Consider the following 23,353-nt stretch of genomic DNA (forward strand, 5'->3'; position numbering starts at 1 on the left):
GGGGGCTCAGAAAGGCCCGAGGCCGCCTGCGGTCAGTGTGCAGGCGGCCTCGCAGAGTGCTGAGCGCAGCACCCACGCGTCCGTGGCCCGGGCCACGGAGTCCGGACCGGACGGTGGCATCACCCACCGTGGATCGGTGGGCGGGTAGAGCACGGCGCCCGGTGTACAGCTGCTGCCCGGCAGGTGCCAGAGGTCGGCGGTGCCGGCCGGCACGAGGAACGCGACCGCCGAGCCGCCCGCGGTCTGGAGCACCGCCCCGCAGGCGCGGCGGAGCCGGAGGATGTCGACCGTCTCGAGACCGTGCCGGACGGCGACGGTGACCGTGTCGTAGCCGACCTGGGCCGGGGGCGGTGCGGTCGCGCCGCCGCCCCCGGCGCAGGCCGATGGTTCGCCCTCGACGCCCCTGGCTCCTCGGGCGCCCTCGGCGCCGCGCGGGCCGTCCGGCAGCAGAGCGGGCTCCAGCCCCTGGGCGAATCCGCCGGCGACCGTCCGTCGGTACTGCGGTACTCCGATGACCATGACGGCCCTCCTGTCACCTCGTCAGGTCGGAAGCCCGACCGCTCTCTGGCAGTGGGGGTGCGGTCAGGCTTCCAGCTATCAGGACAACGCGAAGGGTGCGCCCAAAGCCACGGGGCCGCCTACAGCAAGCCATGGCATTTCATGGCAGATCTCGGCAATGACGTCCAAAATGTGGGGAATTGAGGGTACATCATCCAGCAACTCACCGTATTCGCCGGATAACTCCGGGTACTGTCGTGAGCGCCCGTCCACCACCGACCTCATGCCATCACAGCGGCCACCGGGGACGCCAACCGCATCCCCGTCAACAGCCGCCGGCGCCGTTCACGACCGCACCGGCCGCGGTGCACCCCGTACGACCCGCCCCACCCGGCACGACCCGGCACGACCCCGCCCCACCCGGCCTCCCGAACCGTCACAGCGACAGCCCGCAGCGACCGCGACCTCCACAGCACGAGCCCGGAGCACAGACCATGGCAGCCCAGCGATCCGGCGGACCGCAGTCCACGCCGACTGCCGCCGTCACCCCCCACCTCGCCCTCCCCGGCGCCGCCGTCCCCAACGCCGTGATGCGGGGGCTGCGGGGCGACCGCTCCCCCGGCGAGTTCGCCACCGCGATCCGGCGGGCCGCCCGCGAGATCGGCGAGCACGTGTCCTGCGACGCCCGTTACGTGGGGCGGGTCGAGTCCGGTGAGATCCGCTGCCCCAACTACGCGTACGAGCGGGTGTTCCGGCACATGTGGCCGGACCGCTCACTGCAGGATCTCGGCTTCTCCCCGCGCACGGCGGTCCGTCGCCGCACCGCGGGGAGCGCCGCACCCAGGCCGGCCGCACCCAGGTCCGACGGCCCCGGGTTCGACGGCCCGGCCCTGCTCACCGATTCGCACCATCCCCACGAGGAGAACGACGACGTGCGTCGCCGTACGTTCCTGAGCGGCGGCTCGACCGCCCTGGCGGCAGCGCTCGGCCTTGACCGGCCGGCGCAGGCCGCGGTCCCCGCACCCGCTGCCGGCGTCCAGGCGCCGCTCCCCCGGGTCGAGCCGGCTCCCGGCTGGCCGGCCGGTGACGAACTCCCCCCGACCCGGGCAGGACTGGCCCGGCAGGCGGCCCGCGTCCCGCCCCCGCGCAGGGTCGGTGCCGCCGAGGTGCGCGGTGTCGAGCAGGCTGTCCGTGACATCCGGCTGCTGGACGACGCGCACGGTGCGGACACCCTCTTCGAGCTGGCCGGGCAGTCGCTGCGCAACGCGTACACCCTGCTCAACGACGGCGAGTACAACAGCGCCACCGAGCGCCGACTGCAGTCCGGGGCAGGGGAGTTGGCCATCTCGGTCGGCTGGCTGGCGCATGACTCCAACCGGCTGGCCGATGCCCGGTCGTTCTACTCCGAGGCGCTCGCCACCGCCCGGATGGCCGACGACGCGTCGCTCGAGGCACATGTGTTCTGCAACAGCGCGTTCCTCGCCAGGGACGCCGGACGGCCACGCGAGGCGCTGCGGGCGGCGCAGGCCGGCCAGGCCGCGGCACGGAGGCTGGACTCGGACCGGCTGCTCGCACTGCTCGCCATGCGCGAGGCCGGGGGCTGGGCACTGCTCAAGGACCGGCCGGCCTGCGAGCGGGCACTGGCCCGCGCGTACACGCTGTTCGACCGAGGTGAGTCGGAGGCCGACCCGGAGTGGATGTCCTTCTTCGGTGAGGCGGAGATCGCCGGTCTGGAGGCGCAGTGCTGGTCCGCGCTGGGCGAGTGGGACCGGGCGAGCGAGCAGGCCGGGCGGGCCATCGCGCTCCAGGACCCGCACTTCGTCCGCAACCGGGTGCTGTTCACCGCCGAACTGGCCCATGACCGGCTCGGCCGGGGGGATCTGGTGGGGGCGGCGAGCCATGGTTCAGCGGCCGTGGCGCTGCTCGGCGAGGTCCGCTCGGCACGGATCCGGAGCATGCTCGCCGACACCGCCGAGCATCTGGGGGTGCACCGGTCGGTGACGGAGGTCGCCGACTTCCTGAGGGTGTACCGCAACGCGATGGCGGCCTGACCGTCGCACCGAGGCGCCCCCGGGGCGGGACGCGACCGGTCACGCGCCGCCCCGGGGTGGACAACCCCGGTTCAGTGGCCGTCGAGGTGGCTGAGGTCGTTCCAGATCTCGACGGCGGGCAGGCCGTACTCCCAGGAGAGGACCGAGAGCGCCGCCGTCCCCAGCTTGAAGCGCTGGGCGTACTCGGGCGGCAGGCCGAGCCAACGGGCCGTCAGGATGCGCAGCAGGTGGCCGTGGGCGAAGAGCACCACGTCGCGGTCCGCGCAGTGCATGGTGGTGGTGTCGGGGTCCGGGGTGCCGTGCTCCTCGTTGAGTCCGGCGAGGAAGGCGTCGACCCGGTCGGCCACGTCGGACAGCTTCTCGCCGCCGGGTACGCCGTCCCGCCAGATCAGCCAGCCGGGGCGGTCGGTGGCCCTGATGTCCTGCCCGGTGCGGCCCTCGTACTGGCCGTAGTCCCATTCCATCAGTTCGGGGCGGTCCACCGCGCGGTCGCCGAACCCGGCCAGCTCGCAGGTCTCCCGGGCCCTGGAGAGCGGGCTGGTGTAGACGACGGCGTCCGGCAGGCCGTTCCACGGTGCCTTGGCCAGCCGCGCCCCGAGCGCGCGTGCCATCGCGCGGCCCTCCTCGGTGAGCGGGATGTCGGTACGGCCGGTGTGCCGACCGGTGGCCGACCACTCGGTCTCGCCGTGCCGGATGAGCACGATTCGAGCGGGCATGGGGAACTCCTCGCAGCTGGGGTGGCGGGTAGCCAGGGTGGGGTGCGGCCGGGCTCGCCGTCGAGTCGCCGAGGACCATGATCCCCCACCACCGTGCCCGCGCCCGGCACCGGCCCATGGCCGACCCGGCCCGCGCCCACGGTTCGGCCACGACCGACCCGTACCGCGCCGTCGCGCCGACCGGTTCCGTGCCATCCGCTCACCGCGCGCGGCGCCGCACGGCGGGCACCCGGAAGGACTTCCGGCGGGCCCGCCCGGAGACCACGCACCCCGGGCGGCCGCCACCCCGCACATCCGTACGGGCCCACGGACTCGTACGGCCGGCGCGGTCGGTGCGGTCCGGAGGGCACCGTCCGCGCCGAATTGTCGGCCCCGGATGCGAAACTGGGCCGCACCATGAACGTCTCGACCATCGGGCAGGCAGAGCCGCTGGCCCAGCGCCTCTCCGAGCTGCGCGGCCGGGCGCCGCAGCGCAGCCTCGACGCCCGCGCCCTCGCCGCCCTCGCCGCCAACCCCGGCTGCCGCCGCCGCGCCGTACTGGACGCCGCCGGGGTGGACAAGGCGGCCGTCGCCGGACGCCTCGGCCGGCCGGCGCCCTTCGGACAGTCACCGTTCGCGATCGCGCGCGGCCACGTCTTCGAGTCCCGCCTCAAGAGCGACGGCTACGCCGCACTGCTGGAGCCGCTGCGCCGCCACCTCGGGCTGCCGCCGGAGAAGGCCGAGCTCGCGGTGCCCGATCTGCTGGTCCGTTCCGCCCCTGCGGTCCGGGCCGAGCGGACCGGGGAGGTGCTGGCCGAGGCCGCCGCCACGCCAGGGGCCTGGACCTTGCTCGACCATCCGATGCTGCGGCTGACCGTGGCCGGCAGCCCGGTGTACCTGGAGCCGGACGCCGTGGTGGTGCACGACGGCCGCTGCACCGTGGTGGAGATCAAGTCGTTCCCGGTCCTGGACGGCTCCGCCGACCCGGCGAAGGTCGGGGCGGCGGCCCGGCAGGCGGCGGTGTACGTGCTGGCGCTCCAGGAGGCCGCGGCCGCGGCGGCCGGGCAGGAGGTGCCCGGCTCGCCGTACGCGGAGCAGAGGCTGCCCGGCAGCCCGGAGTCGAGCGTGCTGCTGGTCTGCCCGAAGGACTTCGGCAACCGTCCGACGGCCGTCGCCGTGGACGTCCGGCGTGAGCTGGCCACCACCCGCCGTCAGCTCGGTCGGCTCACCCGGATCGAGGAGCTGCTGGCCGCGCTGCCGTCCGGCACCACCTTCGACCTGGCGCCGGACGAGGCGGGCAGCCCGACCCGGCCCGTCGAGGAACTGGCCACCGTGGTCGGGGCGTTGGACGCCTCGTACAGCCCGGACTGCCTCTCCGGCTGCGAACTCGGCTTCCACTGCCGGGCGCAGGCCCGCTGCGCCGACTCGGTCGAGCAGCTCGGCCGCAGTGTCCGGGGCGAGCTCGGCAGCCTGCGTACGGTCACCGAGGCGCTGGCCGCCGCCGAGGGCCGGGGTGCCGCCGGCTGTGACGGTGCGGACGGCTCCGGCCAGGCCGAGGCCGCCGCCCGGCTCGCGCACGCCGCCGCGCTGCGCGCCGAGGCCCTGGGCAGGAGCGCCGGATGACCTCGCACGCCGCCGCGGTCCCGGCCCCGTACCCGAGCGGAGTGGTCAGGGGGTCCACCCGATGAGCCTGTTGAGCACCCTGGCCCGGCTGGAGGCCGTCCGCAGCGGCCAGGCCGAGCCGCTCGCGACGGTCCGGCACCGGCACCTCTCGGAGCGCCCCATGGTGCTGGTGCCGTTCTCCGCCGCCGGTGAGTCGGGCGCGCCGCTCGCCATGCTGCTGGGCACCGACCGGACCGCACCGCGGCTGCACATCGTGCCGCAGCCGCTGAACCGCACCCAGCGCTTCGACTTCCTCGCCCACATCGCCGCCGACCTGCTCCCCTATCTGGAGTCCTACGGGGCCGAGGCCGAGCGGATCGAGGGCTCGGAGAAGGACCCGGAGACCGGCGAGAAGACCCAGGTCTTCAGGGAACTCTGCACCGACGCACCCCAGTTGATCGTCCCCAACGGCGCGGCCGTCCGGCATCTGGCGCTGCTCGGCCGGTCCACCCGGTTCCGCCGCACCGCCGAGGACGCCGACCCGGGCCCCTACCCCGCACCGACCCGGGTCCCGCTGCTGGGCCGCTGGCTGACGCATCTCACCGAGCGGGCCCAGGTGCCGGGCGCCAGCCTGCTGCTGTCGATGACGGCGCTGCTGGCCCGCCACTGGGCGACCGGCCAGAGCCACCTGGAGGACCAGCACCTGGCCGCCCAGCTGGCCTGGCACTTCCCGCGTCCGGGCCTGAGCGGCGCCGAGACGGCCGTGCTGACGGAGACCGAGCGGGACGCCCACGGCCGGCTCACCCACCCGCCCGCCGGCCCGGTCACCGATCCGCGCTTCGACGAGCTGCTGCTCGCCCCCGCCATCGGCCGCCACGACTCCGCCGTGGCCGCACTGGCCGCGCTCCGGGAGGCCCAGGCCCACACCGCGCAGGTCGAGCAGGCCCGACTGCACGTCAAGGAGGCCTCGGCGCAGCTGCACTCGGTCCTCGAGCAGGAGCTGCTGCCCACCTGGCATGACGTCTGGCGCGGCCTCGACCTGCTGTACGCGCTCCCGCCGGCCGCCCACCTCGCCGAGCGCTGGGAGTCCGACCGCTGGTCCTACACCGGCCACCGGGACCGGCTCGCCGCCGGGGAGCCGCCGCAGCCCAGGCAGGACGACGCCGTGACCGCCGCCCGCAAGCTCGCCCAGCGCGAGCGCGAGCAGGCCAGGCTGGCGGTCCAGGAGGCGCTGGACGACCCGCTGGCGATGGCCGAGCACCGGCTGGCGGGCGAGGCCTTCGCGGGCACGGTGACCGAGGTGGCCATGGACTACGACACCTCCGGCCGCTCGCCCAAGCCCCGGCCGCTGGTCACCGTCCGCACCTCCGACCGCCCGCACGCCGATCCGGGCCGCGAGGTGTACCGGGCCTCGGGCCCGACCGCGCAGAAGGCCGTGGTCGTCGGGTCCGACCCGGCCGGCGGCACCGTCACGGTCCGGATGCTGTCCGGGATGGGCCGGAAGAAGGAGCCCGAGCCGGGCAGCCTGCCGGAGCCCGGCGACCGGATCGTCCTCACCCTGTTCGAGCTGACGCCGCGCCAGTCCGCGCCGCTGCCCGAGCCCGAGGACACCCCCTGGACACACGGAGGACCGCCGGGCGCCGCCGACCATTCGCTCACCGCCGCCGAAGAGTGGGAATGACAGACACCATGACCTTCGACCCGGAGTCCGCAGCCGACTCCTTCGGCAAACCGCAGACCGTCTCCCCCGGCGCCGCGGCGGACGCCGCCGTGGCCGGGATCCTGGCGGCCACCGTCCACCCCGGCCCCGGCGCGCCCCGCGGCGTGGTGGTGGACTCACCACCCGGCGCCGGCAAGTCGACGCTGGTGGTGAGGGCGGCGAAGGAGCTGGTCTGCGCGGGCGAGCGGCTGATGATCGTGGCCCAGACCAACAGCCAGGTGGACGACCTGGTGGACCGGCTGGCCGAGAAGGGCCCCGAGCTGCGCATCGGTCGGCTGCACGCGAGTGACTCCCGCCCGGCGCCCGAGGCGCTGCGGCACGAGAACGTCACCCCGTCCGACAAGGTGAGCGCGCTGCTGGAGCACGACGTGGTGATCTCCACCGCCGCCAAGTGGCAGTGGGTGAGGACGGAGGCACCGTGGCGGCACGCGATCGTGGACGAGGCGTACCAGATGCGCTCCGACGCGCTGCTCGCGGTGGCCCGGCTGTTCGAGCGGGCGCTGTTCGTCGGTGACCCCGGCCAGCTGGACCCGTTCACGGTGGTCGGCACCGACCAGTGGTCGGGACTCTCGTACGACCCGTCCAGCAGCGCGGTGGTCACCCTGCTGGCGCACAACCCGGAGATCCGGCCGCACCGCCTTCCGGTCTCCTGGCGGCTGCCCGCCTCGGCGGCACCGCTGATCTCCTCCTCCTTCTACCCGTACGCGCCGTTCCGCTCCGGTACCGGGCCCGGCGAGCGACGGCTGACCGCGGCCGTGGCGGCGGACGGTTCGGCCCTCGACGCGGCGATCGACGAGGCCTCCGAGAGCGGCTGGGCGCTGCTGGAGCTGCCCGCCCGGCACACCGTGCGGACGGACCCGCAGGCCGTCGCCGCGGTGGCGGCGACGGTCCGGCGGCTGCTGGAGCGCGGTCTCACCGCCCACTCCGAGCAGGGCACGGCCCCGCTGACCCCGGCCCGGATCGCGGTGGGCACCGCGCACCGGGACCAGGCCGCGGCCGTCCGGACGGCGCTGGCCGGCCTGGGCGTACCGGTCGACCCGGCCGCCGGTCCGGCCGTGACGGTGGACACCGCCAACCGGCTGCAGGGCCGGGAGTACGACGTCACCGTGGTGCTTCACCCGCTCTCCGGCCGCCCCGACGCGACGGCCTTCCACCTGGAGACCGGCCGGCTGTGCGTGCTCGCCTCCCGGCACCGGCACGCCTGCATCGTGGTCGCCCGCGCGGGCATCGCCGAGGTCCTGGACGAACACCCCGCGACCGAGCCGGTCCAGCTCGGCGTCACCGTCAAGTTCCCGGACGGCTGGGAGGCCAACTACCGGATGCTGCAGCACCTGGAGGAGCACCGGGTGCGGCTCTGACCGGAATCCGCAGCCGAGGGCCGTTCTCCACCCGGCGCGCGGACCGGGAATAGCGCTCTGCCCTCACACCGTTCCGCTACGGGCTGCCGCCGAGTGACAATGGACGGCGGCCGACAGCGGCGGCCCTACCCGGCCGCCCGTGCCCCGAGGCAGCGAACCCACCCACCACCCCGGAGGTGTCCCCCCATGCCCGATCGCCACTCGCCGGTCTCCGGCCAGAGCGGCCAGCACGTCCCGAGCGGCCCCGCCGGACCGGCCGCACCGGGTCCGGGCACCCCCGTCCGCCGGCTGCGCCCGGCCCAGCTGCTCTTCGAGCCGCAGGCGAGCGAGCCCGAACCGGAACGCTTCTTCGACCTGGATGCCATCGAGGATCCGTCCGAACTGCTGCGCCGTTCCACCGAGTTGACCCTGGCCTTCAGAGCCGCGGCCGAACGCGCCACCGACTTCCAGGCGATCGCGGCGGCTCAGCTCGCCGACACGCGGCGGTTCGACGCGCTCTCGCCCGCCGAGATCGCCGACCGGGCCGACTGGACGCCCGACTACGCGGCGCGGATGGTCGAGTACGGACGGACACTGCTGAAGCAGCAGGCCGCGGGCGAGCACTGAGCCCCGCCGCACCCGCGAGCGCTCCCCGCTCCTCCGTGCTCCCCGTTCCCCGTGCTCGTCGAGCCGCGCACCTTCTTCCCCGGAAGTCGCGTTCCGCCCCACGGAAGCCTGCCCCGCCTGCCTGCGGGGTAGCCAGTGGCATATGCAGGCGGGAAGGGTACGCCTGCACAACGGGCGTTGTCCGGCGATTGGGGCTTTTCTTCCACGCGGGGCGGCCGGGGGCCAGGCTGCTGTACGTGGACATCTGGACCTATCAATCCGTGGAGTACGTCACCGTCGCCGGCGAGGCGTGGCTGGCCTCGGCGAGCGAGTACCCGCGCAGCATGCGGGCGCTGTGGGAGTCCAGGCCGTGGGCGCCGTCGGTGCTGCCGTGCGGGCGGGTCTTCGACGTGATCAGCATGCCCGCGCTGTTCGGCCGCCGGGTCCTGGACGAGCTGTGGGAGTCCGGCCCGGGGTGCGGGCCGGTGGCGCTGTTCCGGGGACGGACCCTGGTCTTCGTCCAGCCCGGCGCGGCCCCCCGGCTGCGGAGGCTGCTGGCCTGGGAGGAGTGGGCCCGCGAGGTGCCGCCCCTGCTCTGCCACGGGGCGGGCGACGCGGTGACCGTCCCGCCGATCCAGCGGGTGGTGGACGCGCCCGACTCCCCCGGCCAGGGCGCGGGCCGCTGGATCGTGGCGCCGGACACCCGTGAGCCGTGGCTGCCCGGCGCCGCCACGGTGCTCTGGGCCTGCGTCCGCGCCTCCAGGACGCCCACCGCTCAGACGGCCGGCACCGGGGCACCCTCCCGCGAGCGGCGCGCCCCGGCCGCCGCGGACCTGGACGGCGAACCCGAGCCCGTGCCCTTCGCCTGAGTCCGGTCCTGCGGGCATTCGATTTTGGTTCCACCCGAGGCCACTGCTAGAGTTTTCTCTGTCAGCAGGCGCCGCTAGCTCAGTTGGTTAGAGCAGCTGACTCTTAATCAGCGGGTCCGGGGTTCGAGTCCCTGGCGGCGCACAGACAGCCGAAAGGCCCCTCGCAGCAGCGAGGGGCTTTTCGGCGTTCCCGGGTGCGAAGAGCCCCCCGGGTGGGCCGCCCCGCGCGGGGCGGCCCACCCGGGAGTCCGGTCAGCGGCCGCGCAGCGAGCGGTAGTTGGCGACCAGGGCGGCGGTGGAGCTGTCCAGCTGCTCCGTGCCCGCACCGGTCAGCAGCACCGGCTCGATCCGCTTGGCGAGCACCTTGCCGAGCTCGACGCCCCACTGGTCGAAGGAGTCGATGTTCCAGACCGCACCCTGGACGAAGACCTTGTGCTCGTACAGCGCGATCAGCTGGCCGAGCACCGACGGGGTGAGCTCGGCGGCCAGGATGGTGGTGGTCGGGTGGCTGCCCTTGAAGGTCTTGTGCGGGACCAGCTCGGCCGGGACGCCCTCGGCGGCGACCTCCTGGGGGGTCTTGCCGAAGGCGAGCGCCTGGGTCTGGGCGAAGAAGTTGGCCATCAGCAGGTCGTGCTGGGCGACCAGGCCGGGCAGCAGGTCGGCGACCGGCTTGGCGAAGCCGATGAAGTCGGCCGGGATGACCTTGGTGCCCTGGTGCAGCAGCTGGTAGTAGGCGTGCTGGCCGTTGGTGCCGGGGGTGCCCCAGACCACCGGGCCGGTCTGCCAGTCGACCGGGTTGCCCTGGCGGTCCACCGACTTGCCGTTGGACTCCATGTCCAGCTGCTGGAGGTAGGCGGTGAACTTGGACAGGTAGTGCGAGTACGGCAGCACGGCGTGGGACTGGGCGTCGAAGAACGCGCCGTACCAGACACCGAGCAGCCCGAGCAGCAGCGGGACGTTCTGCTCGGCCGGGGCGGTGCGGAAGTGCTCGTCGACCAGGTGGAAGCCGTCCAGCATCTCCCGGAACCGCTCCGGGCCGATCGCGATCATCAGCGAGAGGCCGATCGCGGAGTCGTAGGAGTAGCGGCCGCCGACCCAGTCCCAGAACTCGAACATGTTCTCGACGTCGATGCCGAAGTCGGCGACGCCCTCGGCGTTGGTGGAGAGGGCCACGAAGTGCTTGGCCACCGCGTCCGTGTCGCTGCGCAGCTCGGTGAGCAGCCAGTTGCGCGCGGAGACGGCGTTGGTGATGGTCTCGATCGTGGTGAAGGTCTTGGAGGCCACGATGAACAGGGTCTCGGCGGCGTCCAGGTCGCGCAGCGCCTCGTGCAGGTCGGCGCCGTCCACGTTGGAGACGAAGCGGACCGTGAGGTCGCGCTGGGTGTAGGAGCGCAGCACCTCGTAGGCCATCGCGGGGCCGAGGTCGGAGCCGCCGATGCCGATGTTGACGATGTTCCTGATCCGCTTGCCGGTGTGGCCCTTCCAGGCGCCGGAGCGGATCCGGTCGGAGAAGGCGGCCATCTTGTCCAGTACGGCGTGCACGGCGGGGACGACGTTCTCGCCGTCCACCTCGATGACGGCCTCGCGGGGGGCGCGCAGGGCGGTGTGCAGGACGGCCCGGTTCTCGGTGATGTTGATCTTCTCGCCGCGGAACATGGCGTCCCGCAGCCCGGCGACCCCGGTGGCCTCGGCCAGCTCGCGCAGCAGGCGCAGGGTCTCGTCGTTGATCAGGTGCTTGGCGTAGTCCACCCGGAGGTCACCGGCCTGGAGCACATAGCGGCTCCCGCGCTCCGGGTCCGCCGCGAACAGCTCGCGCAGGTGCCGCTGCCCGATCTCCTCCCGGTGCTTGGCCAGTGCCGCCCACTGCGGCAGCCGGTCCAGCGGGGTACGGCCGCCGACAGGGTTCTCCGTCATCGGTTGCTCCTTGACTCATCCGGTTTCTCGGATACCGGCAGGGCCCAGCGGGGAGGGTTGCGCAAGGGTCTGGCGGTACGGGGTGCTGTGTGCGCCGACTCCGTTGACGGCCTGCCCCGGCACAGCCTACGCTTCCGGCCCACTCGCCTGGCGCAGCGTCACCTGCGCCTCGCCAGCGCCGTCACCTGCACGTCACCGGGGTTCCGCCGGGCCGTCACCCACGCCGTCACGCAAGCCGTCGCGAGTGCATCAGCCGCTCCGTCACGGGGTGGCCGGTCCGCCGCACCGCCGCGTCACCTGCGCCGGGACATCAGGTCCAGGCCGCGCATCACCTGGTCGGCGATCTCCGGGTCGGACCCGACCTCGCCGCGTGCCGCCAGCACCTCGCGGCGGGAGGCGGCGATCATCTCCTGCTCGACCTCGGCGGCCGCCTGCCACTGGCTCGTCCGGAGCCGGGCCTCGGCGGCTTCCTCCTCCTCGTACTTCTCCGGGCAGAGCCTGGCCAGCCGGTCGTGCTGGCGCTCGCGCAGCCGGTCGGCGACCTCGGGCGGCAGCCCGCGCTCCTCCTCCAGCTCGGCCAGCCGGTCGAGACCGGCCTTCGCCGCCCGCCACCACAGCTCCCTGACCTCCCGCTCGTGCCGGTCGTGGCCGGTGTCCAGCCGGAGCAGCCGGACCAGCCAGGGCAGGCTGAGGCCCTGGACCAGCAGGGTGAACAGCACCACTCCGAAGGCGATGAAGACGATCTCGCTGCGCCCGGGGAAGGGCTCTCCGCCCGCCAGCAGCAGCGGGATGCCGAGCGCGAGCGCGACGGTGGCCACCCCGCGCATCCCCGACCACCAGAGGACCACCGTTTCGCGCCAGCTGATCGGGGTGTCCTCCTCGCCGTGGCTGACCCGGCTGGAGATCCAGGCGGCGGGCAGCAGCCAGACCAGCCGGACCAGCACCACGGTGGCGATCACCCAGGCGGTGTGGCCGAGCATGCCGCGCCAGCTGTCCTTGACGTCGGCGAGCACGGTGGACAGTTCGAGCCCGATCAGGCCGAAGGCGACCCCGGTGATCAGGATCTCGACGATCTCCCAGAAGGCGTTGCCGACCAGCCGGAAGGAGACGTCCTCGGCGTCGGCCGCCCGGTCGGCCAGGTAGAGCGCGCAGACCACCACGGCGAGCACGCCGGAGCCGTGCGCCTCCTCCGCCAGCACGTACGCGGCGAACGGGACCAGCAGGTTGAGTGCGACCTGCTGGGTGGGGTCCTCCAGCATTCCGGCCAGCCTGGTGTTGAGCCAGCCGAGCGCGATGCCGATGACCACGGCGACCACGGCGGAGAGGATGAACCGCAGCACCGCGTGGGTGGCCGAGAAGTCGCCGCTGACCACGGCCTCGATGGCCAGCGAGTAGATCACGATCGCGGTGACGTCGTTGAACAGGCCCTCGCTCTCCAGTACCGCCACCAGCCGGCGCGGCAGGCCGATGCTGCCGGCCACGGCGACCGCCGCGACCGGGTCCGGCGGGGAGACCAGCGCGCCGAGCGCGACCGCGGCGGCCAGCGGCAGTGCGGGTACCAGCCAGTGCAGGACGCCCGCGACCGCCGCCGTGGTGATGATCACCAGGGCGACGGCGAGCAGCAGGATCGAGCGGATGTTGGCCCGGAAGTAGCGCACCGAGGAGCGTCTGGCCACCGCGAAGATCAGCGGGGGCAGCACCAGCGGGAGGATCAGCTCCGGCTCGATCTTCACATTGGGGATCTGCGGCACCAGGGCCATCACCAGCCCGACCACCGTCATCAGCACCGGTTGAGGCACGCCGGTCCGCCGCGCCAGCGGAATGGTCACGACCGATGCGAGCAGTACCACGAACAGCAACGACAGCTGGGTCACCAACTCAGCATAAATGTGACAAACAGTCGATTCCGATCATTTGTCCGCGGCCCGGTCTTGATCTCAAGCCCACTTCAACTTGCAGAGTGGTGGCACCCGAGAGAGAGGACGTCCGGACATGCTGGCATCGATCTTCGACCGGCCCGGCGGGCCGGAGGTGCTGCGGGTTGCCGAACTTCCGGTACCCGTGCCGGGCCCGGGCCAGGTGCTGGTCCGGGTACTGGCCGCCGGCATCCAGCCCGCCGACACCGCCATCCGCGGCGGCTGGACGCCGCCGGGCGCGGCCGTCGAGCTGCCCGCCGTACCGGGCAACGAGTTCGCCGGGGTGGTGGAGCGGCTCGGCGAGGGCACCACGGGCTGGACGGCCGGGGACGAGGTGCTCGGCTTCCAGTTGCTCGGCGGCCACGCCCAGTACATCGCGGTGGACGCCGACCGGCTGGTGGCCAAGCCGGCCGCGATGCCCTGGACCGCCGCCGGTTCACTCTCCGCCTCCGGTCAGACCGCCCATGTCGCGCTGACCGAGCTGGAGGTCGGCCGGGGCGATGTGCTGCTGGTGCACGGCGCCGCCGGCGGGGTCGGCACGGTGGCCGTGCAGCTGGCCCGTGCCTGGGGGGCCACGGTGATCGGCACCGCGAGCGAGCGCAACCACGGCTACCTGCGTGAGCTGGGCGCGATCCCGGTGGCCTACGGCCCCGGGCTGGCCGACCGGGTCCGCGCGCTCGCCCCGACCGGGGTGGACGCCGCCTTCGACGCGGCCGGCCGGGGCGCGCTGGAGGCTTCCGTGGAGTTGGTCGCCGACCGTACGCGGATCGGCACCATCGTGGACTACGAGACCGCCGAACGCCTGGGCCTGCGCGGGCTGCGCGGCCTGCGGACCGCCGCCCGGCTGGCCGAACTGGTCCGGCTCTGGGAGGCCGGCGGGCTGCGCCTGGAGACAGCCGCGACCTTCCCGCTGTCCCGTGCCGCCGAGGCCCACCGCCTGGTCGAGGACGGGCACGTCCGGGGCAAGGCCGTGATCACCCCGTGGTCGGCCGACTGACCCGGGGCGCCGGGCACCGATTATGACTTCGGGCCGCTGACCAGGTAATGTTCTCTTCGTCAGCAGGCGCCGCTAGCTCAGTTGGTTAGAGCAGCTGACTCTTAATCAGCGGGTCCGGGGTTCGAGTCCCTGGCGGCGCACAGACAGCCGAAGGGCCCCTCGCAGCAGCGAGGGGCCCTTCGGCGTTCCACCTGCACCGCTCAGCCGAAGTAGCCGTGGAAGTTCTTCGAGAACTCCTGGCGGTCGACCTCGGCGGGGTCGACGTAGCCGCTGCCCGCGCAACTGTCGGGCGGCATGCCGATGGCGATCCGGGACGAGGCAAGCGGCGGGAACACGTTGCCGGTGCCACCCGCGACCGGGGAGCCGGTGAGCAAGATGTCGGTCATCGCGATGTGGAAGCCCGCGCCGCCCCTCGACGTCGACGTCGAGCCCGTCCAGACCTCGATACAGGGGTGCCCGGACGCCGGTGGCCGCGCACGGCTCCCGAGTGGACTAGACCACTGAAGCGAACCGCCGCACCGGGTGCCAATGGCCGGGGCCGTGCCCGGTTCTGGCGGGCCGTCGTCCGGCGGGGCACGGGGAGCAGTCCCGGTTGCGGGCCGCTCCGAGCCACCGAAGCATGGAGTGGTGACCGCGCCCGGCTATCTGAGGTACCCCCATCTGCGCGGCGGGCTGCTCACCTGCACCGCCGAGGACGACGTCTGGGCCGCCCCGCTCGCCGCCGACGGCACGGTCGGCCGGGCGTGGCGGGTCAGCTGCGACCGGACCAGGGTCAGCCATCCCCGGCTCTCCCCCGACGGCTCCACCATCGCCTGGACCAGCTGGCAGACCGCCGTCCCCGAGGTGTGGACCGCGCCGACCGGGGGCGGCGAGGCCGTCCGGCTCACGTACTGGGGCAGCCACGACACCCGGGTGCGCGGCTGGCTGCCGGACGGCGAGATCCTCGCGGTGACCTCGTACCACCAGCCGTTCAGCCACTACACCTGGGCGCACGCGCTGCCGCCGGACGGTTCACCGGGCCGCCGGATGCCCTGGGGCCCGGTCAACGACGCCCAGATCGGGGCCGAACACACGGTGCTGCTGACCGCCGCGGCCCCGCACGAGCCCGCCGCCTGGAAGCGCTACCGGGGCGGCGCCACCGGCCGGCTCTGGCTGGACCGCACCCAGCTGCTGCCCGACCACCGGGGACACCTCTCCTCCCCGATGCCGGTCGGCGACCGGATCGCGTTCCTCTCGGACTACGAGGGCGTCGGCAACCTCTACTCCTGCCGTCCGGACGGCACCGACCTGCGCCGCCACACCGACCACGCCACGTACTACGCCCGCGAGGCCGCCACCGACGGCACCCGGATCATCTACCAGCACGCGGGCGACCTCTGGCTGCTGGAGAGCCTGGACGCCCCGCACCCGCACCGGCTGGAGGTCCCGCTCGGCGGCTCGCGGGCCGGGCGCCGCCCGTACCAGGTGAACGCCGGCTGGCAGGTCAAGGACCTGGTCTGCGACACCACCGGACGGGCCGCGGTGGTCACGGTACGCGGCAGTCAGTACTGGCTGAGCCACCGGGACGGCCCCGCCCGGATGCTGACCGACACGCCCGGGGTGCGGACCAGGCTGCCGGTGATGCTCGGCCACACCGGCCAGGTCGCCTGGGTGACCGACGCCGAGGGCGAGGACGCCATCGAGATCGCCACCCTGCCCGCGCGTGGCCGGGCCGAGGACGGCCCCGACGGTCCGTGGGCCGCCGCGCCGCGCCGGATCGCCGCCGGACGGATCGGCCGGGCGATCGAACTCGCCGCCACCCCCGACGGGCACACCCTGGCGGTGTCCGCCTCGGACGGGCGGCTGCTGCTGGTCGCGACCGCCGACGGCGCCGTCCGGCAGGTGGCCGCCTCCTCCTACGGCCCGGTGAGCAGCCCGTCCTTCTCCCCGGACTCACACTGGCTGACCTGGTCGCAGCCGGTGGCCGGGCGTTCGCTGCGCAGCATCAAGCTGGCGCGGGTGGACGCGCCCGAGCATGTGACCGACGTGACCGGCGGGCGGTTCGAGGACGAGCACCCGGCGTTCACCAGGGACGGCCGCTTCCTGGTCTTCCTGTCCTGGCGCGGCTTCGACCCGGTGCACGACGTGCACACCGGGGACATGTCCTTCCCGCTCGGCTGCCGCCCCTACCTGGTGCCGCTGGCGGCCGACACCCCGTCACCGTTCGCCGCGGCAGCCGAGGGACGGCCCCCGGTCGGCCTCGACCCCGACCTTTCGCAGGGCGACGGCACGGTGCGGGTGGACCCGGTCGGGCTCGCCTCCCGGCTGGTGGCCTTCCCGGTGATCGCCTCCAAGTACTCGGCCACGGCGGCGGTGCGCGGCGGCGTGCTCTGGCTGCGCTGGCCCATCTCCGGGGCGCTCGGGCAGACCTTCGCCAACCCCGCCGACATCTCGGGCCGCCCGTCCCTGGAGTACTTCGACCTGGCCCGCGGCACCCGCAGCACCCTGGTGGACCGGCTGGACGGCTTCTCGGTCTCCGGCGACGGCAGCGCCGTCCTGGTGTACTCGGGCGGCTCTCTGATGCTCCATCAGATCATCTCGTCCGCACCCCCGTTGAGCGTCGATCTGCGCAGGATCACGCACACCGTGCACCCGGCCGCCGAGTGGCGGCAGTCGTACCACGAGGCGGCCAGGATCGTCCGCGACCAGTTCTGGGACCCCGGCATGTGCGGCCTCGACTGGCCCGAGCTGGTCACCCAGTACGAACCGCTGCTCGAACGCATCGCCGGTCCCGACGACTTCGCCGACCTGCTGCGCGAACTCCTCGGCGAGCTCGGCACCTCGCACGCGTACGTCACCCCGTCCCGGCGCGGCGAGGGCCCGGCGCCCGTCCAGCAGCCGCTGGGCCTGCTCGGCGCCAACATCCACCGGATGCCGGACGGGCGGTGGGTGGTGGACCGGATCCTGCCCGGCGAGTCCTCCGACCCCCGGGCGCGTGCCCCGCTCGCCGGGCACGGCCTGCGCGACGGCGACGAGCTCCTGGCCGTCGACGGACGCCCGCCCGACCCGGTGCGCGGGGTGGGGCCGCTGCTGGCCGGCACCGGGGGCAGCACCGTCGAACTCACCTTCCGCAGCGGCCCGCAGAAGCGGATCCGGCGGATCGCGGTGACCCCGCTGTCGGACGAGCGGCCGATCCGCTACCAGGACTGGGTGATCAAACGCCGGTACCTGGTACGGGAGTTCAGCGACGGCCGGTGCGGCTATCTGCACATCCCGGACCTCGGCGGCTCCGGCTGGGCCCAGTTCAACCGCGACCTGCGGCGCGAACTCGACCGTCCCGCCGTGGTGCTGGACGTCCGGGGGAACGCCGGCGGGAACGTCTCCGAGCTCGTCCTGGAGAAGCTCCGGCGCCGGGTGATGGCCTGGGACTTCAGCCGGGGCAGGGAACCGGTCCGCTGGCCCAGGGACGCGATGCGCGGCCCGATGGTGGCCCTCGCCGACCACGCCACCAGCTCGGACGGGGACGTCATCATCACCGCCATCAAGCTGCTCGGACTCGGCCCGGTGGTCGGCACCCGGACCTGGGGCGGGGTGGTCGGGATGACCGGCAGGCACGTGCTCGGCGACGGGACGGCGATCTCGGTGCCGAAGAACGCGTCCTTCTTCCTCAGCGGTATCGGCTTCTCGGTGGAGAACTACGGGGCCGCCCCGGACCTCGAGGTGCTGCGCTCCCCGCACGACTGGGCCAGGGGCGATCACACCGAACTGGTGACCGCCGTCCGCGTGGCGATGGACCTGCTGGAGGACAACCCCGCCGCCGTACCGCCGCCACCCGACGTGCCGCCGCCCGACCTGCGGCGTCCGCCGCTGCCGCCCAGGCCCTGAGCCGGGGGCCGGCCCCGCGCCGGAAGGCTGGCCCCGCACTGGGGGCGTACGGCCGTGGCCGACGGGCGTACGGCCATGGTCAGCATGGTCAGCGGGCGTACAGCGCAGCGGGGCGCGCCCGCTCCGGACGGACGCGCCCCGCTGCGCGCCGGCTGATCGGTCCGGCTGGACGGTCCCGCGGGCCGGTCAGCCCCAGGGGTCGCCCTCGGAGGTCATGTCCGCGGCGCGCCTCTCGTCCTGTTCCCTGAGTTCGGCCGCCCGCTGGGTGTCCTCGCGGGACTTCTCGGTCTCGTCGCTGAAGGCGTCGGCGGCCTCGTCGTGGGCGAGGGCCTCGCGCTCATGGGCGAGGCTGGCACGCTCCGCCGGGCTCTCGTGGTGGTGGGCCTTGCCGCGCAGCCTGTCGAAGATGCCCATGTCTCCTCCTCTGGTCCTGACCGGACGATGGGCCTCCCTCACTGTCACACTACGTCGCACGGCATGCCACCGGGGCGACCCCGGTTCGGGGCGGCCCCGGTGCGCGGCGCCGGGCCCGGATCACCACGGCTTGTCGCGGTCCTTCAGGTTCTGCTCTTCCTGCTCGACGGTGTGCTCGGCGCTCTGCCCCGCCTTGGTGGACTCGTCGGACAGCGCGTCGGAGGCCTGCCCCGACTTCTGGCCGAGGGCGGCCTTCGCGTGCTCCATCAGCTCCTGCGCCTTCTCCTGGAACTTGTCCATGAGGCCCATGTCTCCTCCTAGGGATGCGATGGACGACGCGACCACTGTGGCACCGGCACCCCGGGGTCGCACGTTGGGACATCCGGGTGACCGGCGCGCCGGGGCGTCAGCAGGACGCCCGTCCGCGAGCGGGGCGTCCGGGGCGGCCTGCGGCAGCCGGGCGGGCGTCTCGCCGGTGGGCGCGAGGACGGTGACGGCCCGGGCCCGGTCCGGGGCGGCGGCCCGGACGGCCGTGAACAGCGCCCGCCCTCCGACCCGTGGGTCCGCGGGCCGGAGGGCGGGCGCCGGACCGCCGGCGGAGGAATCGGCCGCCGCGCCGGACCGTCCGGGCGGATCAGCCGGAGATGCTGGGGCTGCCGGTCTCCAGGTGGCCGGAGAAGCGCTGCGACCAGGTGGAGTCGGAGCTGACGGTGACGGTGAAGTCGTACCAGCCGTCGGTGTAGGCGGCGGCGTTGAAGTAGTCGCTGGTGCTGCCGCCGGCCGGGACGGTGTAGGTCCAGGGGCCGTCGGTGCGGTAGCCGTTGGAGGTGATGGTGAAGGTGACCGGCGCGCTGTCCGCGTTGTCGAGCTTGAACCAGACGGCGAGCTGGCCGGTGTCGGGGGCGCCCGCGTAGGAGGCGGTGACGGTCACCGACTTGCCGGGCTTGGTGGCGTCGCCCTTGAAGCGGCGCAGGAAGCGGTTGGGGCCGATGACGCTGAGGTCGTACGGGCCGTTGCCGAAGTTCGTGCCGCAGTTGAAGAAGTCGCTGGTGTCGGCGCCCGGGTCGACCGTGTACTGCCACGGGCCACCGCCGCGGTAGGCGTTGGCGTAGGCCGCGAAGTGCGCCGAAGTGGCGCCCGGTGCGCCCTCGTTGGCCATCTTCAGCCAGACCTTCATCACACCGCCGGAGCCGTACTCCAGGTGGTCCAGGTTGGCGTTCGGCTGGTAGGGCAGTGCACGGGCCGGGCGGGTGCCGGGCTCCTGGGCGGGGAGCGCGTTGCTGGTCGGCGAGGGGTTGAGCTGAGGTCCGCAGGTGGCCAGGCCGATGGTCTGCGACGTGTCCGGCAGCGAGGGCATTCCGTAGACCGGGTTGGCGAAGTCGAAGACTCCGGTGAGGTCGCCGCAGACCTTGCGGCGCCAGTCGCTGATGTTGGCGCAGCCGGCGGGCGAGCCGATGGCGGCCGTCCACACCTCCAGGAAGCGCAGCACCGAGGTGTGGTCGAAGACCTCGGAGTTGACCCAGCCGCCGCGGCTCCAGGGCGAGATGGCGATCAGCGGGACCCGGAAGCCGAGTCCGATGTTGGTGCCGTTGTAGAACTCGCCGGGGGTGCCGGCCGGGGCGGCCGGCGGCGGGACGTGGTCGAAGAAGCCGTCGTTCTCGTCGTAGTTGAGCAGCAGGATGGTGGAGTTGAACACGTCGGGGTCCGCGTTCAGGGCGTCCATCACCATGTGCACGAAGTGCGCGCCGTCCTCGGGCGACGCGTACGGGTGCTCGGAGGACTGCTGGTCGGCGACGATCCAGGAGACCTGGGGCAGCGTGCCCCCCAGCACATCGGCCTTGATCGCGGCGGCGATGTCGTCGGGGGTCCGGCCGGTCACCTTGGGGACCGAACCCATGCCCTTGACCGCCAGCGCGCTGCCGGCCGGGGCGCTCGCGAACTGGCTGAAGTAGGCGAGGGCGTTGTCACCGAAGTTGTCGGCGGCGTTCTGGTAGACCTTCCAGCTCACCCCGGCGTTCTCCAGCGCCTCGGCGTAGGTCTGCCAGCGCAGTCCCTTCTCGTCGCCGCCGTCGTACGCCGGACCGCCGGCGGTGCCCGCCGGGTCGATCATGCCGCTCCAGTGGTAGGTGCGGTTGGGACCGGTGGCGCTGAGCGTCGAGCAGAAGTAGGCGTCGCAGACGGTCCAGTTGTCGGCCAGCGCGTAGTGGAAGGGTATGTCGGAGCGCCGCAGGTAGCCCAGGGTGCGGACGTTGCCCTTGGCGGAGACCCAGGAGTCCATCTTGCCGCCGTTCCACGCCTTGTGCTGGTCGGACCAGGCGTGCGCGAGGTCGCCGTTGCACTGGGCCCGGATCTCCGCGCTGGAGGTGGCGCCGGAGTCGGTGGCGTTGAACGCCCACGGGTACTGGCGGAAGAACAGGCCGTTCGGCTGGTTGAAGACGCTGTAGCCGCCCGCGATCTGGATGGCGCTGCGGTCGGCGAACCCGCGGACGCCCTTGAGCGTGCCGAAGTAGTGGTCGAAGCTGCGGTTCTCCTGCATCAGGATCACGATGTGCCGGGCATCGGTGATGGTGCCGGTGGTGCTCAGGCCCGCACCGCCGGTGGCCGCCGCGGCCGACGCGCCGCCACCGGCCACCGACCCGGCGACCGCCGCGCTCGCCGCCGCACTGGCGGACAGCGACATGAACTTCCTACGACTCAGCTCAGCCATCTGGGGCCGACCGTCCCTTCAGTCGCGATGTTGTGCACACAGGTTGTGTCCACGCCACCGATCGCGCAGCATCTTTGCGCAGGTCCGGGCGCCAGTACATGGCCGTGCAGCAAGGATTGTCGGACTGTTCAGCCCGGCTTCGCCTTGCCGCAGCCAAGTGAAGGAAATGTCAGCGCTCCTTGACGGTGATGCCCAGCGCGGCGGCGAACTGGGGCGCGAGTTCGAGGAGTTGGCTGGTGGAGATGACCGCGCCGCGCAGCCCCTGCGGCCCGTCGGGGAGTTCGAGCCGGACGGCGCCGCGCAGGTCCACCTGGCGCAGCTGCGCGCTGCCGAACCGGACCTCCTCCAGGGTGCTGCCGGGGAACGAGACATCGGTCAGCCTGGCCTCGCCGAAGTCCACGTCGCGCAGCAGGCAGTCCTCGAAGACCACGTCGCGCAGCACGGCACCGCGCAGGTTGACCGACTCCAGCTTGCAGCGGCGGAACACCACCCGGCGCAGCGCGGAGCCGTACGCCGAGACGCCCGCGAGCACCGTGCCGAGCAGTTCGCTGTCCTGCCACTCGCTCTCGGGCAGCTGGACCGCGACCCAGCGGCTGCCCTGCACCCAGACCTCGTTGAAGCCGGCCTTGCGGAGCTTGACACCGCTGAACTCGACGCCGGTGAAGGCGCACTCCAGGAAGCTCGCGCCGCCCGCGGCCTGGTCCCGGTAGCCGCCGCCGTCGAAGTGGACGGTGTCGTAGCGCTCGTCCCCGCGGAGCGGCCCCGTGTGCGGGCGGAGCAGATGGCCGTACGGCAGGTCGGAGAGCTGTTCGTAGGCGGAGGGCATGGCTTCTCTTCTCCTCGGGACGACGGAAGGGCCATGCTCGCACGGCCCGCCGACAGCCTCGCGGAGGTGGAGGCGGGCGGGTTCAGCGGGGAGAACCCTGCGCCGTTCCGCCGTTCCCACCGGAAGCGGAGGTGGCCCCGGCCAGGCCGTGCAGGAGTGGTCTGGCCGGGGTGGTCGGCCGGTTCTCGGGGAGCCCATTCCCCTGCTCCGGCCTGCCGTTTCGGGGGTCCAGTCCCTCCACGGCGCCCGCGACCGGCAGCAGTGATGCGGTGGCGGGAGTTCGGGGTGCCGTCAGGCCGTGATGGCGCGGCCTTCGACGTGGTAGACGGGCGCGAACGGGTCGGTGAGGCGCAGCAGGGCGGACCAGATGCGGTGGGTCTGGTCTTGGGTGCAGCGGTCGGGGATGTAGTCCGGTTCGATCCAGGTGATTTCGCTGATGGTGGCGAGTGCTTTGGCGGGGATGGTGGCGGTGGCGGCGATCTGTGCGGTGACCTGTGTGGTGAAGATGTGGTCGATGCTCTGGGGTGCGTGTGTTCCGGGGGTGATGTCGATGATGAGGGTGTCGGTGAAGTGCAGGTTGAGTCCCGTGGTGGCGCGGACGGTGCGGGTGGCGGCGAGGTGGGGCAGTTCGCCTTGGTGGGCGGTGCCGCCGGGGAGGGTCCATCCGTCTTGGTCGTCCGGGTTGATGAGGAGGACGAAGCCTCGGGGATTGGTGATCAGGGCCTGGCATCCCACCCGGATCCGGGAGTGCTGGTCGGGGACGAGGTCGGAGTGCATCAGCCGTCCTTCGGTGCGCAGTGATGGGTGGGCCCGTGTGGTTTGGGCAGGGGTTGTCGCATGGTGATCGGGTGACCGTGGCCGGCCGCGCACCCCTCGGGGGTGGAGGCGTGCGGCCGACCCGGATTCCCCACCGGGGCTGGAGAGTTGGAGCCCGGCGGGAGCTTGGTTCGGCGCCGCTCGGCGCGGACTGCGGCGCAGCCGCTGACCACGGGGACGATGAGCGGGCCGGTAGCGGCGGCGATTGCGGGTGAGGCGGGCCGAAAGGCTCGGCCTCACGGGTTCACACCTGCGGGGCGACCTGGTCGAACTGGGGTTGCTCAGGCCGCACGTCATCGGCCAACTGCTCCGGCTTGCCGTCCAGTTCGGCACTGTCGACGTCGGCGCGCTCGGGAGGATCCGCCCAGGCTCCGTAGTCGGTGTTCATGAACTTGGTGGGGCGGTACGTCATTTCAGGAACTCCGTGATCGGGGGCGGGGGGCGATGAATCGGGGGCCGGGCGCGCGGTATCAGGCACCCGAAGACGGACACCGGCACCAGGGCGGGAATCACGTGCAGCC

At 73.2% G+C, this 23,353-nt stretch carries 18 protein-coding genes, 2 tRNA genes and 1 pseudogene; 10 read left to right on the forward strand and 11 right to left on the reverse strand.

Annotated elements, in window-relative coordinates:
• Positions 1-6 precede the first annotated feature (6 nt).
• The gene (locus tag ACSMTC_RS13105; protein WP_436559859.1) at positions 7-519 is read right to left on the reverse strand and encodes a hypothetical protein; all 513 of its coding nucleotides are present in this window, start codon (positions 517-519) and stop codon (positions 7-9) included.
• Positions 520-992: 473 nt separating this feature from the next.
• Between ACSMTC_RS13105 and ACSMTC_RS13110 the strand changes: the two genes are divergently transcribed.
• Positions 993-2,549, forward strand: a complete 1,557-nt coding sequence (locus tag ACSMTC_RS13110; RefSeq protein ID WP_436559860.1) for an NsdA family TPR-like regulatory protein — start codon at positions 993-995, stop codon at positions 2,547-2,549.
• 71 nt (positions 2,550-2,620) lie between these two features.
• On the opposite strand, the gene ACSMTC_RS13115 is transcribed toward ACSMTC_RS13110, so the two are convergent.
• Positions 2,621-3,265: a histidine phosphatase family protein gene (locus tag ACSMTC_RS13115; RefSeq protein WP_436559861.1), complete on the reverse strand. Its 645-nt coding sequence runs from the start codon at positions 3,263-3,265 to the stop codon at positions 2,621-2,623.
• 396 nt (positions 3,266-3,661) lie between these two features.
• Between ACSMTC_RS13115 and ACSMTC_RS13120 the strand changes: the two genes are divergently transcribed.
• From ACSMTC_RS13120 to ACSMTC_RS13145, 6 genes are all read left to right on the forward strand, one after another.
• Positions 3,662-4,867 (forward strand): hypothetical protein, encoded by a 1,206-nt coding sequence (locus tag ACSMTC_RS13120; protein ID WP_436559862.1) that lies wholly within the window; start codon positions 3,662-3,664, stop codon positions 4,865-4,867.
• A 61-nt stretch (positions 4,868-4,928) separates the two neighbouring features.
• A complete protein-coding gene (locus tag ACSMTC_RS13125) occupies positions 4,929-6,527 on the forward strand; it encodes a hypothetical protein (RefSeq protein WP_436559863.1) in 1,599 nt (532 codons plus the stop codon).
• Positions 6,528-6,535: 8 nt separating this feature from the next.
• Positions 6,536-7,924: an AAA domain-containing protein gene (locus ACSMTC_RS13130; RefSeq protein ID WP_436564671.1), complete on the forward strand. Its 1,389-nt coding sequence runs from the start codon at positions 6,536-6,538 to the stop codon at positions 7,922-7,924.
• Positions 7,925-8,110: 186 nt separating this feature from the next.
• Positions 8,111-8,530 (forward strand): hypothetical protein, encoded by a 420-nt coding sequence (locus ACSMTC_RS13135; RefSeq protein WP_436559864.1) that lies wholly within the window; start codon positions 8,111-8,113, stop codon positions 8,528-8,530.
• A gap of 236 nt (positions 8,531-8,766) precedes the next feature.
• Positions 8,767-9,378 (forward strand): bifunctional DNA primase/polymerase, encoded by a 612-nt coding sequence (locus ACSMTC_RS13140; RefSeq protein ID WP_436559865.1) that lies wholly within the window; start codon positions 8,767-8,769, stop codon positions 9,376-9,378.
• A 68-nt stretch (positions 9,379-9,446) separates the two neighbouring features.
• Positions 9,447-9,520 (forward strand) — tRNA-Lys (locus tag ACSMTC_RS13145).
• Between the two features lie 110 nt (positions 9,521-9,630).
• Here the strand turns inward: ACSMTC_RS13145 and pgi are convergent.
• Together pgi and ACSMTC_RS13155 are read right to left on the reverse strand one after the other, a co-directional pair.
• Positions 9,631-11,292 (reverse strand): glucose-6-phosphate isomerase, encoded by a 1,662-nt coding sequence (gene pgi, locus ACSMTC_RS13150; RefSeq protein WP_436559866.1) that lies wholly within the window; start codon positions 11,290-11,292, stop codon positions 9,631-9,633.
• A 293-nt stretch (positions 11,293-11,585) separates the two neighbouring features.
• Positions 11,586-13,166, reverse strand: coding sequence for a Na+/H+ antiporter (locus tag ACSMTC_RS13155; protein ID WP_436559867.1), 1,581 nt, complete (start codon positions 13,164-13,166; stop codon positions 11,586-11,588).
• Positions 13,167-13,284: 118 nt separating this feature from the next.
• Here ACSMTC_RS13155 and ACSMTC_RS13160 point away from each other — a divergent pair, with 118 nt between their 5' ends.
• Both ACSMTC_RS13160 and ACSMTC_RS13165 read left to right on the forward strand, forming a co-directional pair.
• Positions 13,285-14,205, forward strand: coding sequence for an NADP-dependent oxidoreductase (locus tag ACSMTC_RS13160; protein WP_436559868.1), 921 nt, complete (start codon positions 13,285-13,287; stop codon positions 14,203-14,205).
• 66 nt (positions 14,206-14,271) lie between these two features.
• Positions 14,272-14,345 (forward strand) — tRNA-Lys (locus tag ACSMTC_RS13165).
• A gap of 60 nt (positions 14,346-14,405) precedes the next feature.
• Here the strand turns inward: ACSMTC_RS13165 and ACSMTC_RS13170 are convergent.
• Positions 14,406-14,621 (reverse strand): annotated as a pseudogene (locus tag ACSMTC_RS13170) (chitinase); the annotation flags it as partial.
• Positions 14,622-14,832: 211 nt separating this feature from the next.
• Here ACSMTC_RS13170 and ACSMTC_RS13175 point away from each other — a divergent pair.
• The gene (locus tag ACSMTC_RS13175) at positions 14,833-18,069 is read left to right on the forward strand and encodes a S41 family peptidase (protein WP_436559869.1); all 3,237 of its coding nucleotides are present in this window, start codon (positions 14,833-14,835) and stop codon (positions 18,067-18,069) included.
• Positions 18,070-18,255: 186 nt separating this feature from the next.
• Here ACSMTC_RS13175 and ACSMTC_RS13180 read toward each other — a convergent pair whose 3' ends face one another.
• The 6 genes from ACSMTC_RS13180 to ACSMTC_RS13205 form a co-directional block, all read right to left on the reverse strand.
• Positions 18,256-18,483: a hypothetical protein gene (locus ACSMTC_RS13180; RefSeq protein ID WP_436559870.1), complete on the reverse strand. Its 228-nt coding sequence runs from the start codon at positions 18,481-18,483 to the stop codon at positions 18,256-18,258.
• Between the two features lie 120 nt (positions 18,484-18,603).
• Positions 18,604-18,783 carry a hypothetical protein gene (locus tag ACSMTC_RS13185; protein WP_436559871.1) on the reverse strand — a complete coding sequence of 60 codons (180 nt, stop codon included), beginning with the start codon at positions 18,781-18,783 and terminating at the stop codon, positions 18,604-18,606.
• 334 nt (positions 18,784-19,117) lie between these two features.
• On the reverse strand, positions 19,118-21,190 hold the full coding sequence (locus tag ACSMTC_RS13190; protein ID WP_436559872.1) for a phosphocholine-specific phospholipase C: 2,073 nt from the start codon (positions 21,188-21,190) through the stop codon (positions 19,118-19,120).
• A 169-nt stretch (positions 21,191-21,359) separates the two neighbouring features.
• On the reverse strand, positions 21,360-22,016 hold the full coding sequence (locus tag ACSMTC_RS13195; protein WP_436559873.1) for a pentapeptide repeat-containing protein: 657 nt from the start codon (positions 22,014-22,016) through the stop codon (positions 21,360-21,362).
• A 291-nt stretch (positions 22,017-22,307) separates the two neighbouring features.
• Positions 22,308-22,793 carry an NUDIX domain-containing protein gene (locus tag ACSMTC_RS13200; protein WP_436559874.1) on the reverse strand — a complete coding sequence of 162 codons (486 nt, stop codon included), beginning with the start codon at positions 22,791-22,793 and terminating at the stop codon, positions 22,308-22,310.
• Between the two features lie 283 nt (positions 22,794-23,076).
• Positions 23,077-23,244 carry a hypothetical protein gene (locus ACSMTC_RS13205; RefSeq protein ID WP_436559875.1) on the reverse strand — a complete coding sequence of 56 codons (168 nt, stop codon included), beginning with the start codon at positions 23,242-23,244 and terminating at the stop codon, positions 23,077-23,079.
• Positions 23,245-23,353 lie beyond the last annotated feature (109 nt).

The organism is Kitasatospora sp. HPM-01-4, assembly GCF_051374625.1.
Classification (GTDB): Bacteria; Actinomycetota; Actinomycetes; order Streptomycetales; family Streptomycetaceae; genus Kitasatospora.